The organism is Caballeronia sp. (assembly GCF_049581465.1).
Lineage (GTDB): Bacteria > Pseudomonadota > Gammaproteobacteria > Burkholderiales > Burkholderiaceae > Caballeronia.
Genome location: NZ_JBAUSA010001166.1, coordinates 1 through 10911 on the forward strand (window position 1 = coordinate 1; position 10911 = coordinate 10911).

Sequence of the window (10911 nt, forward strand, 5' to 3'; positions counted from 1 at the left end):
GGGTTGGGGGTTCGGGGAAGGTGGGGCAATGCTGTCAGCACCACTGATCGTTAGCGGGGGGGTAGCTGTTTGAGTCAGTGTCAGCTCTACACCCAGCACGCGCAAGGCCCTGAACAGGCGCTCCACGCTTATTGCGGACGGGTTGGCCTCCAGGCGGGCATAGGTTTGCTGCGTCACACCGAGATGGGTGGCCATGACGGCCTGCGTGAGTCCTGCGGCCTTCCGGAATCCCTGAAGGATTGGCCGCAGCTGGCTAAGCGTCTTGACGGGATAGTCCACCGCAAATCTCCGCTGGGGGCATGAACACCATACAGGTTATAGGCTGTAAATTGAAATAACAGTCTATACGCTGTATTTTAAAAATACAACCTATTAGCTGTAAATACAAAAAACAGCCGATAGACTGTATTGTCGGGAACGTGCAAGAACGCGAATTCAGATGTGAACCTGAAAGTGAGACTTAAGCCATCACTTCGACGTTAGCCGAAGCTCCGCTGCTGAGCTGTTAACTGTAATAAAACCGTAATGCATAAGAAAACAGATCGAGAGCTTAATCCCGAATCGTTTCCGCAGTTCTGAAACATGGGAGAGAGCCCAGGTCCCCAAACAAAATGCACGGGCAGACAGGCGGTCCTGCCGCGAGTCCGGGCGCTGGAACACGAGACCGGCACGGACTTCTACGCGATTTGCCTGACCCATTCATGGGCTGGAGGGTGGCCAGTGGAAGCGCTCCCACTTTCTCGTTGCATTTCTACAACGTCCCGCCCCGCCTACGCAGCCGACTTTGCGGTTCGACGCGTCTCGCGATTGACCGTGGAGGCCAAGGCGCCTCCTTTATTTACTTTTGCTTTCCATGGATTCGAATGGATCTGACAGCCAGATGACCACCGCGTCATGGCCACAAAACGCGTGCTACCCGGTTAGCGGATCGCGCACAACAGCTATGAGCAACAGCGTTTTCCCTGACGCATCAGATCGGTACGAGTGAAAAAGCGCTACCTATAATCGCCTCGAAATGTGAAGCAGGCATTTCAGCCGACTGGGGAGTGAGGAGAGTAAGTGCATGTACCGAGCGGTTCGGAGACGTTGAAAAAAATATAGGATATCTAATGAAAAAAGAAGTTCTGGCTTTGTCCCTGATGGCAGCCGCAGCGGCCGCCCACGCTCAGAGCAGCGTTACATTGTATGGTCGTATCGACAATGGTTTTCAGTACGAAAACGGTACTCCGGGCGGGCACTCGTATCAGGCTGAGAGCGGCGATTGGGGTTGCTCATGGTTCGGATTGCAAGGCGCGGAAGATCTGGGTGGCGGCACCAAGGCGGTCTTCCAGCTTGAAGGTCAGTTGAACACCTTCACCGGCGCTTCGGAAGGCAATCTGTTCGGCCGTCACGCTACTGTCGGGGTCACCAATGACTACGCCGGCCTGTTCAAGTTAGGTAATCTTGGCGCCGGCGAACTGTCGCAGGACAGCTGGGGCACGGATCCCCAACTGATGCAGCGCTACGCCATCTCGACGCTGGTGCGCGGCCGCAACTGGGCCAGTGCAAACAACGGCGCTGAGTACGATTCGCCAGTATGGGGCGGCCTGGCTTTCAAAGGTCAGTACGCGCTGACTAACAATACAAGCTGGAACTCGGCACCTGTCAATGCCGCTGGTGTTCCCACGGGCCAAGGCCGTACTGATGCTGTCGAAGCAATCTATACGGGCGGCGCCGGCGATTTCCGCGTGATCTATGACGAAGTCCGCGGTGCTGACGGTACGTTCAACAACGTCTATTCGGCTTCACGCTCGATCCTCGCCGGTGGCACCTTTGTCCTGGGTCCGGTGAAGTTCTACGGTGGCTACCAGCACCTGAGCGCGCCAAACGCGACGGATGCGAGCGTCGGCGTCACCGCTGCATCGCAACCAGACGGAATCGCCGCGCCGACGACGGTCGATCACGAATGGGTTGGTGTCCAGTGGCAGATCAACGCTGCTGCATCGGTCACGGGTGCGGTGTTCCACGCAAATGCGAACAACGGCAACGGCAATGCAACGCTGTACACGCTGGCGGCCACGTATAACCTGTCGAAGCGCACCTTCGTTTATACGGAAGCCGGTTACGTCCACAACAGCTCGACGTCGAACATCAACCTGGGTAACGGCCCGTACGGCAACAACAACTACGACCCAGCGACCAACACGTCGTCCAACGGCAATCCCGACTATGGTCACAGCCAGGTTGGCGTATTCGCGGGGATCATGACCTCGTTCTAAGCAAGGCAGCGGCCCCTGCGATCCAGCGATCGTAGTCGGCTGAATGTAGACAGTACCTTTTGTTTCTCTTTATTGGAGAGGCCGGAGCCACGTACCCTCCAACCCACGTGGCACCGGCTTTTTTTTTCAGGCAGCCAGTATCGTTTAATTCTTTTTACAGGCGACCGGCATTGTTTCATTCTTAGGGTTTTCTCGCGTTTGAAAGCGCTTTCAAGGTCGTTATGCTACGACCCATGAATGATGACAGCCTTGACCCGCCCAACGTCACGCTCACCGAAATTGCTCGGGAGGCCGGCGTTTCCCCCAGCACGGTATCGCGCATCCTGAACGGATCGGCGCGCGTCGCGCCTGAGAAGCAACGGGCGGTCGAGCAAGCAATTGCGCGGTTCAACTATCGGCCTAACGGGCTTGCGCGTAGCCTCGCGAGTGGAAAGACCGACACCATCGGCGTGTTGACGCAAACCATCTCGAGCCCGTTCTACGCCGAGTGGATGCGTGGCATAGAAGACGCGCTGCATGAACCGGGTTTGACGCCCATGTTCGTCAGCAGTCGCTGGAACGTCAAAGACGAAATTGCACGCATCGAACATTTTATCGAGCGACGCGTCGACGGCATCATCGTGCTGCACGCACAACTCAATGAACAAGTATTAGACGAGTATTCGCGGCGCGTGCCCATCGTGGCGCTTGGGCGTGCGCTATCGAGTACGGCCACCCTCGCGGGCTTGCCGGTCGACAATCTGCAGGGCGCGCGCGACGCGACCCAACACCTGATCGACCTGGGTCATCGCGAGATCGCTTTCATCGCCGGGCCGCCGAATCATTCGGATGCAATCGAGCGCCTGGTCGGCTACCGGATGACGCTCGAGGAAGCGGGCATCGACTTCGACGCCGATCGCGTCGAGCAGGCAGATTTCCTGGAAGCCGGTGGACTTGCCGCGATGGAACGATTGTTCGCGCGTGGCAAGTCGTTCAGCGCGGTTTTCTGCGCGAACGATCTCTCTGCCTACGGTGCGCGTCTCTCGCTGTTTCGCCATGGGCTGCGTGTACCAGAAGACATCTCGCTGGTTGGTTTTGACGATTTGCCGTCATCTTCGTACATGACGCCGCCATTGACTACGGTCCGTCAGCCAACCTACGAAATCGGCCGCCTGGCGGCCGAAGCGCTCATGCAATTGATCCACAAGGAATCCGTCATTCTGAAGCCGTTTCCGGTCACGTTCGTGACCCGGGAAACCACGCGGCAGATATCGCTGCCGGCTGGAGAAGGAGTTTTATCCGCATAGCTTGTGGAGGGCTATGTGGTGGGGGGAGGCAAAGCAGGGACGTACTGGACGACATTGCAAGCCGTCCGGCAATGAACTGACAACGAATGCCCGGTCGCATACCGGAACCGTTTCGCGTCGGCATAAAAACAGCTATATCAAACGTCACGAGTAGGAATCCGAAATGGTAATGAAAGTTTCGAAAGCCATTTTCAAGGCAAAGGCATGCGAACTGTTCCGGCACGTTGAGATGTTGGGAGAGCCGGTTGTGGTCACGGATCGCGGGGAGCCCACCATTGAAATTCGGCTTTACCGTAGCAAGCGCCAGGATCCACTTGGGTTACTACGGGCTTCCATTCTGCATTTCCATGTCGAGCATGCATCCGAGATCGAGCATGCATCCGGGATGGAGCACGCATCGGCGATGGAGCTTGTATCCGGGCCGGCTCTCGTAGAACAGGAAGATTGATGATTACGCTCGATACGTTTGCGCTGGTTTGCTGGCTAAGCGGGCAAAAATGCTTGAGCAAGGCAGCACGCAATGCGATCGATCGGGAACTGACCGGCGGCGACATCCTGATTTCGACCATCAGTGCGCTTGAAATCGCGGAATACGTCGAAGATGGTCGCCTCGGACTGACGATGGATACGCGAAGCTGGCTCTCGACATTTGCGTCTGTGGAAGGCGTGCGGATGGTTCCGGTGGATACCGAGATCGCGTTTCGCGCGGCCACGTTGTCGTCGGCGCTCTCGTCCCACCAGAGGTTGATCGTTGCAACCGCGCGGACCTTCGGCGGCGCGCTTGTTACGCCCGATGCCAAGGTGCGCGCGCTGACCCACGTGGAGACGATCTGGTGACGTGCGCCAGTCGGGTTCGGCATGCTTTAGCTCGCCGGTTCCCAGCGACTGTCGTGCCGCGCTCGCGCAGCGTACGTGCTCCGGCTACCGTGCGGCGAGGCGCGTCAGGACGTGGCTGTGCGAGTTGGGCGCTTGCGCTCTGTCCGACGCCCGCTGCGCGAGTTCGTTGGGGCGGGTCCGGTGGAGTCGCGTACGACGAGTTCTGCAGGAAGGATGATGCGTTGCGAGGCCGCGTCGATGCCCGCGATTTGCGCGAGCAGCGTATTGACCGCCGAGCGCGCCATCTGCTGGAACGGCTGGCGGATCGTCGTGAGCGCCGGGTGGAATTGTTCGGACATCGGGATGTCGTCGAAGCCGATCACCGAGATGTCGCCCGGCACGTGCAAGCCGGCCTCCCTAAGGGCGGCGATGACGCCGAACGCGCTCTGATCATTTGCACTGAAGATCGCAGTCGGGGGATTCGCGAGGTTGAGGAGATCGAAGGTGGCATCGAACGCCATCATCTGCGAAAGATCGCCGGCCGCGACCAGTGCCTCTTCGCGCGGCAACCCGAGTCGGGCCAGGGTGTCGTGATAGCCGCGCTGCCGGTCGCGTACCCCTTCGATGGTTTCGTCGCCCGCAAGGAATGCAATGCGCTTGTGGCCGAGTCCCGCGAGATGCTCGACCGCGAGACGGGCGCCGCCGTAGTTGTCGATCGATACCGATGGAAAGCCGGTCAGCGTGCCGCGCTGATCGACAACGACGACCGGCACCTTCGCGGTCGCCAGCGCGTCGAGACAAAGCGATTCGCGAGGCAGGATCGCGAGTATGCCGTCCGAGAACTGCTGGATCAGTCCAAGCACGTCGTGATGCGTATGGCGATCCTCGTCGAATACGGTATAGACCAGGATCTCGCAGCCCGCGCTGCGTGCCGCGCGACCCGCGCCGAGAATCAGTTCACTGGCGAACTGGGTGTCCAGCGACGGCGTGATGATGCCGATGATGCCGTTACGGCCACCCGAGAGTTTCTGCGCGGTACGGTTGACGGCATATCCGATGTCCGAAGCAATCCTCAGCACTTCGTCGCGGGTTGCCCGGGACACGCCGGGGCGGCTGTTGAGTGCGCGCGAAGCGGTCATCTGGGACACGCCTGCGAGCTTGGCGACATGCTCGAGCGTGGGCGTCTGCTTTGCCATGCTTGACGAGGTTTTACGAGTGGCCATAGCTGAATGAATGCGTGGTTAACGTTAGCGGTATCGTCTCTGTGCCGGTCATTCTACCAGAGGTAGCTGGGCCCACGTTCCTATCGGCGGGCAGGTCTTCCGCACCGCGGCGCATGCCAGATGAGGTTTCTATCACCAGTACGGACGGGGAACGAAGCGACGAGGGAAACCCCGCATAGCGATAGTTGACATATAGTTCTAACATTTGTTAACGTTAAGGCTAACGTTAGATGTTTGGTTAATTCAAATATTCATGAGAGGGGACACACAATATGGCGTACCCGGCTTTTTCTAAAGCGCGGTCAATGGTGGGCGCCACGGCGCTCTTTTGCTCGGTGTCTGTCGTATCGACAGCCGCATTTGCACAAACCACCAAGACGATTACAGAGTGGGACCAGCAGACCAACGCCACTTCAACCAAAGTGCTGAGGGATGCAGCCGACCGCTTCGAGCATCAAAATCCGGGCTTTAAGGTCGAGGACTCACACGTCCTGAACGAGGCATACAAGACCAAGCTGAAGGTGGCATTCGGCGCAGGCGAGCCGCCATGCGTGTTCGAATCGTGGGGTGGCGGCCCATTGCATGAATATGTGAAAGCCGGACAGGTCGTCGACCTGACGCCGTATCTGCAAAAAAATCCAGCGTATCGCGATCGTTTCCTGACCACTTCCTGGGACGCGGTTACGTACGATAAGAAGCAGTACGGGGTGGCTGCGGAAAACGCATCCGCGGCCGTGATTTTCTATAACAAGGAACTGTTCAAGAAATACGACCTGACTCCGCCCGCTACGTGGGATCAGTTGATGCATGTGGTCAAGGTGCTGAACTCGCACGGCGTAGCGCCGTTCGCGCTGAGCAACAAGAACAAATGGACCGGTTCGATGTACTACATGTACCTCGTCGACCGGATCGGCGGTCCCGAGGTCTTCCGCAAGGCAGTGGACCGCTCGCCTGGCGGCAGCTTCGACGATCCGGCTTTCGTCGAAGCCGGCAAGTACATCCAGGATCTGGTGAAGGCGGGCGGATTCGCGCAGGGCTTCAACGGTCTTGACTACGACGTTGGTGCGTCGCGCCGTCTGATGTATTCGGACAAAGCGGCAATGGAATTGATGGGGGGCTGGGAGGCATCGACGATCGCGAATGAAGATCCCGCGTTCGCCAGCAAACTCGATTTCTTTCCGTTCCCGAGCGTACCGGGCGGAAAGGGCGATCCGCGCGATGTGATCGGCACCGTGGGCGACGGCTTCATGAGCATCTCGACGGAGTGTAAGGATCCGGCGGCAGCGTTCAAGCTGATCCAGTCGATGACCGACGACACGTCGATGCAAGGGCGTGTTCTCGACAAGAAGATTCCGCCTGTCAAGAACATCACCATCACCGATCCGTTCCTGAAGCGCCTGCAGGCATTGATCACCGAGGCGCCGAACGTGCAGCTCTGGTACGACCAGGAGTTGCCGCCGAAGCTGGGCGAACTGCATAAGGATACGTCGCAGGAGTTGTTCGGCCTGTCGCTGACCCCTGAAGCAGCCGCACAGCAAATGGAAGTCGCCGCGAAAGCGGGAAGCTAACCCTTAGTTGCAAGAGGAGCCCGGCCGCGTCGTTCGACGTGGGCCGGGAGAAACTATCTGTGAATATTGCACTCTCTGCCGCGCCCGCCAAGCGAGCACGTATTTCCCCGCAGTGGCTGGTGATCGCCGTCTTTCTCGCTCCTGCGGTGGGGCTCCTGGCGATATTCCTGCTGTATCCGTTGCTCTCCAGCCTGCGGCTTTCGCTAGTCGACTGGAGTGGGCTCGGCAATCATTCTCGTTTCGTCGGGTTCGCCAATTGGCGGCTTCTCGCGCACGATACCGTCTTCTGGCAATCCCTTTGGAACAACGTGCTTCTCGCGGCTGCGTCAGTCGTGATCGAGCTGCCCATCTCGTTGGCGCTGGCAGTCCTACTGGAAAAGGCGGGGCGCGGCTCGCGCATTCTCAAGATCCTTTATTTCCTGCCGCTATTGATGTCGAGCGTCGCGATCGGCGTGTTGTTCAAGAACGTCTACGATCCGAACTTCGGCCCGCTGAATGTCGCGCTGCGCGCAATGGGCCTGGGTTCGTTTGCGCAGGACTGGCTGGGCGACACGCACCTCTCACTGGCTTCCACGATCGCCGTGATCTGCTGGCAAAACGTCCCGTTCTACATGATCCTGTTCCTCGCAGGACTGTCGTCGATGGCCGCCGAATTGCACGAAGCGGCCCGTCTGGACGGCGCCTCGGAATGGACGATCTTCTGGCGCATCAAGCTTCCGCATTTGCAAGGCGCGATCCGCACGGCAGTGCTCCTGTCGGTGCTTGGCTCATTGCGTTATTTCGACCTGATCTACGTGATGACGGGTGGGGGTCCGGAAGGCTCATCGGAACTCATGGCGACATACATGTACCGGACCGTGTTCAGCTCGTTCCAGCTCGGTTACGGCAGCACGATCGGTTCAGCGATGTTCATCATCGTCTCCCTTGTTGCCGCCGTTGCGTTGCGCATGACGCGTCGTTTTGAAACAGAGGTTTGAGCATGGCTGCTGAAGCGAATCGCTTTCATTTCCCAAGAATCCGCATTGGTGTGCCGTTGCTGGGCCTGATCTGGCTCGCGGTAACGACGCTGCCCTTTTTGTTCGTCATCGTGACGAGCCTGAAAACGCAGGAGGAAACGTTCTCGGCGCCGGTCTGGGCGCTGCCGGCGCATCTTTACTTCGGTAACTATTTGGCGGTGTTGCACGGCCCCTATTTCACCTACTTCATGAATAGCTTCTTCGTGGTGGGTGTATCAGTGGTGCTTATCGTCCTGCTTAGCGCGATGGCGGCCTATGTATTCGCCCGTATGCGCTTTCGCTTGAACAAGTTTCTGTTCGGACTGGTGGTCGCCGGCATGATCGTGCCATTGCATGCGACGCTCGTACCGATCTATCTGCTCACGCGCAACCTCGGGATATACGACACCCAGTTCGCGCTGATCGGGCCGTATGTGGCGCTCAGCCTGCCGATCTCAATCTTCATCCTGACGGAGTTCATGCGCCAGATCCCGCATGAACTTGAGGAGGCCGCGCAACTGGATGGTTGTGGTCCATTCAAGATTTTCTGGCGCATTTTCTTCCCGCTTTCCACTCCGGGGTTGGCGACGGTGGCGATCTACAACGGCATCGCGCTGTGGAACGAGTTCATCTTCGCGTACATGCTCACGTCGACAACCGCGCATCGCACACTGCCGCTCGCGATATGGGATTTCCAGGGGCAATATTCGTCGAACATTCCGGCCATGCTGGCGGTCGTCACGATGACGTCGCTGCCGCTCATCGTGGCCTATGCGTTTGGGCAGGAGCGCTTGATCAAGGGCATGATGGCCGGCTCCCTTAAGGGCTGATGGTCAGAGATAAAGCGCAATAAACAGCGGTTAACAGAGGTCAGCCAGCCGGAGCAGGCGTTGCAGCCGGTGCTGGCGGCTGGACAGTCGAGCTTAAGCGAACACCCGTATTTCTACTGCGAACACAACGAGCTATGGCAAGCATTACCCTGACTAATGTACAGAAGGCATTCGAACGCAATTCACCGATCATTCGCAACGTCCATCTTGAGGTCGGCGACAATGAGTTTTGCGTATTTCTCGGGCCGTCGGGATGCGGAAAGTCGACGTTGCTGCGGATGGTGGCCGGTCTTGAATCGATCACCGACGGCGAGTTGCGCATCGACGGCCGGCTGATGAACAACGTGCCGCCCGCGCAGCGCCGTGTCGCCATGGTGTTCCAGAACTATGCGTTGTATCCGCATATGAGCGTCTACGAAAACATGGCTTTCGGACTGCGTCAGGCGAAGATGGACAAGGCGACGATCGACAGCAAGGTACGGCGCACGGCTGCCACGCTGCAACTCGACACTCTCCTGGAACGCCGACCTGCCGCTTTATCCGGCGGCCAGCGGCAGCGCGTGGCGATCGGCCGGGCAATCGTGCGTGAACCGGGTGTGTTCCTGTTCGACGAGCCGTTGTCGAATCTCGATGCAACGCTGCGCGTGCAGACCCGCATCGAGATTGCGCGACTGCACCGGGAATTCCGCCAGGCGAGTGCGATTTACGTGACGCACGACCAGATCGAGGCGATGGCGCTTGCGGACAAGATCGTGCTGTTGCACGCCGGGGCGGAAATGGAGAAACACGGCAGCATTGCGCAGGTCGGTGAGCCGCTGGATCTGTATCACCGGCCAAAGAGCCGCTTCGTGGCGGGCTTCATCGGTTCGCCGAAGATGAACTTCCTGCCGGGTTTTGTGACGGCGATTGACAGCAACGGCATCGAGGTTGAACTGACGAGCGGCGAACGCGTGCAGGCGCAGGTTGACGGCCGGAACGTGAGTGTCGGCATGAAGGTCACGCTGGGCATCCGACCCGAACACCTGGGTCTTGCCGCGGGTCGCCCGGGCGCTCAGACAATTCGCTGCGTGGTGCGGCTGGTGGAGCGAATGGGCGAGCACAGCTATGTGCATATTGAAGGTGGCAACGGCGACGGCAAGATGCTGATCGCCAAATTGCCGGGCAACGGGGGTGTGGCGCTCGATGATCGAATCGAGCTCGCCCTGGCGCCGGACGCATGCCACGTGTTCGACGAAGAGGATTTCGCGCTGCCACCCCTGCACTGATTTTTGGCTTCCGATCCTGGCAATGAATTTCGGGTCATCTCACTATTTGGAAAATTAAAAGGACTGCGAAATATAGAAAGGAAGATGGAACGCGTGGAAGTAACTAAAACGACACGACACCGTTTCCTGCAGTTGCGGCGACCCAAGCGGAATTGATGGCGCCACGCCCGCTTTGCACACCAGGATCATTTAAAGGAGTTTTAGATGTTGCTTGACCAAAGTAAGATTCCGCTCTACCGCAACCCCGCAGCCGCTGTGGACGAGCGCGTTTCCGACTTGCTGGCACGTATGACGCTGGACGAGAAAATTGCCCAGCTACACGCCGCGTGGCTGAAGTTGTCTTCCGATGGCAACCACGAATCGCGTTCCGTGGATTTCGCGCATGGCGATGCCGCCATCTCGGTCGAGACCCTGCTTCAACACGGTCTGGGTCAGATTACGCGTCCGCTCGGGACGCACACGGTCGATCCGAAAGAAGGCGTGCGCGCGCTCAACGCGTTGCAACGACAGATGGTGGAGAACACGCGCCTGGGTATTCCGGTGATGTCCCACGAAGAATGTCTGGTGGGCCTGATGATCAAGGACGCCACGCTGTTTCCGTCACCCTTGAACTATGCGGCGACGTGGAATCCGGGTCTTGTCGGGCGGGTGGGGCAGATCATCGGCGAAC

General features: G+C 58.6%; 11 protein-coding genes. 9 read left to right on the forward strand and 2 right to left on the reverse strand.

Going from position 1 to position 10911, the window contains the following annotated elements:
• Positions 1 to 279, reverse strand: a 279-nt coding sequence (locus WCA53_RS28545; RefSeq protein ID WP_423918918.1) for a helix-turn-helix domain-containing protein, incomplete at its 3' end; no start/stop codon positions are given.
• A gap of 830 nt (positions 280 to 1109) precedes the next feature.
• Between WCA53_RS28545 and WCA53_RS28550 the strand changes: the two genes are divergently transcribed.
• From WCA53_RS28550 to WCA53_RS28565, 4 genes are all read left to right on the forward strand, one after another.
• The gene (locus tag WCA53_RS28550; RefSeq protein WP_423918922.1) at positions 1110 to 2258 is read left to right on the forward strand and encodes a porin; all 1149 of its coding nucleotides are present in this window, start codon (positions 1110 to 1112) and stop codon (positions 2256 to 2258) included.
• 233 nt (positions 2259 to 2491) lie between these two features.
• Positions 2492 to 3544 (forward strand): LacI family DNA-binding transcriptional regulator, encoded by a 1053-nt coding sequence (locus WCA53_RS28555; protein WP_423918926.1) that lies wholly within the window; start codon positions 2492 to 2494, stop codon positions 3542 to 3544.
• A 169-nt stretch (positions 3545 to 3713) separates the two neighbouring features.
• A complete protein-coding gene (locus WCA53_RS28560; RefSeq protein ID WP_423918930.1) occupies positions 3714 to 3992 on the forward strand; it encodes a hypothetical protein in 279 nt (92 codons plus the stop codon).
• Complete coding sequence (locus tag WCA53_RS28565; protein ID WP_423918933.1) at positions 3992 to 4381, forward strand: type II toxin-antitoxin system VapC family toxin; 390 nt, start codon at positions 3992 to 3994, stop codon at positions 4379 to 4381. Before WCA53_RS28560 ends, WCA53_RS28565 begins: the two co-directional genes overlap by 1 nt.
• 104 nt (positions 4382 to 4485) lie before the next feature.
• Here WCA53_RS28565 and WCA53_RS28570 read toward each other — a convergent pair whose 3' ends face one another.
• Entirely contained in the window at positions 4486 to 5556 is a 1071-nt protein-coding gene (locus tag WCA53_RS28570; RefSeq protein ID WP_423918936.1) for a LacI family DNA-binding transcriptional regulator, read from the reverse strand.
• A 332-nt stretch (positions 5557 to 5888) separates the two neighbouring features.
• Between WCA53_RS28570 and WCA53_RS28575 the strand changes: the two genes are divergently transcribed.
• The 5 genes from WCA53_RS28575 to WCA53_RS28595 form a co-directional block, all read left to right on the forward strand.
• Complete coding sequence (locus WCA53_RS28575; RefSeq protein ID WP_423918939.1) at positions 5889 to 7151, forward strand: extracellular solute-binding protein; 1263 nt, start codon at positions 5889 to 5891, stop codon at positions 7149 to 7151.
• A gap of 59 nt (positions 7152 to 7210) precedes the next feature.
• Positions 7211 to 8128: a carbohydrate ABC transporter permease gene (locus WCA53_RS28580; protein WP_423918944.1), complete on the forward strand. Its 918-nt coding sequence runs from the start codon at positions 7211 to 7213 to the stop codon at positions 8126 to 8128.
• A gap of 2 nt (positions 8129 to 8130) precedes the next feature.
• On the forward strand, positions 8131 to 8976 hold the full coding sequence (locus tag WCA53_RS28585; RefSeq protein WP_423918948.1) for a carbohydrate ABC transporter permease: 846 nt from the start codon (positions 8131 to 8133) through the stop codon (positions 8974 to 8976).
• A gap of 134 nt (positions 8977 to 9110) precedes the next feature.
• Complete coding sequence (locus WCA53_RS28590; RefSeq protein WP_423918951.1) at positions 9111 to 10241, forward strand: ABC transporter ATP-binding protein; 1131 nt, start codon at positions 9111 to 9113, stop codon at positions 10239 to 10241.
• 204 nt (positions 10242 to 10445) lie between these two features.
• The coding region (locus WCA53_RS28595; RefSeq protein WP_423918954.1) for a glycoside hydrolase family 3 N-terminal domain-containing protein at positions 10446 to 10911 on the forward strand (466 nt) is incomplete at its 3' end.

Bases quoted from the DNA above. Each gene is read 5' to 3' on its own strand.
- WCA53_RS28550 (WP_423918922.1), top strand. From the start codon at position 1,110: ATGAAAAAAGAAGTTCTGGCTTTGTCCCTGATGGCAGCCGCAGCGGCC.
- WCA53_RS28555 (WP_423918926.1), top strand. From the start codon at position 2,492: ATGAATGATGACAGCCTTGACCCGCCCAACGTCACGCTCACCGAAATT.
- WCA53_RS28560 (WP_423918930.1), top strand. From the start codon at position 3,714: ATGAAAGTTTCGAAAGCCATTTTCAAGGCAAAGGCATGCGAACTGTTC.
- WCA53_RS28565 (WP_423918933.1), top strand. From the start codon at position 3,992: ATGATTACGCTCGATACGTTTGCGCTGGTTTGCTGGCTAAGCGGGCAA.
- WCA53_RS28570 (WP_423918936.1), bottom strand. From the start codon at position 5,556: ATGGCAAAGCAGACGCCCACGCTCGAGCATGTCGCCAAGCTCGCAGGC.
- WCA53_RS28575 (WP_423918939.1), top strand. From the start codon at position 5,889: ATGGTGGGCGCCACGGCGCTCTTTTGCTCGGTGTCTGTCGTATCGACA.
- WCA53_RS28585 (WP_423918948.1), top strand. From the start codon at position 8,131: ATGGCTGCTGAAGCGAATCGCTTTCATTTCCCAAGAATCCGCATTGGT.
- WCA53_RS28590 (WP_423918951.1), top strand. From the start codon at position 9,111: ATGGCAAGCATTACCCTGACTAATGTACAGAAGGCATTCGAACGCAAT.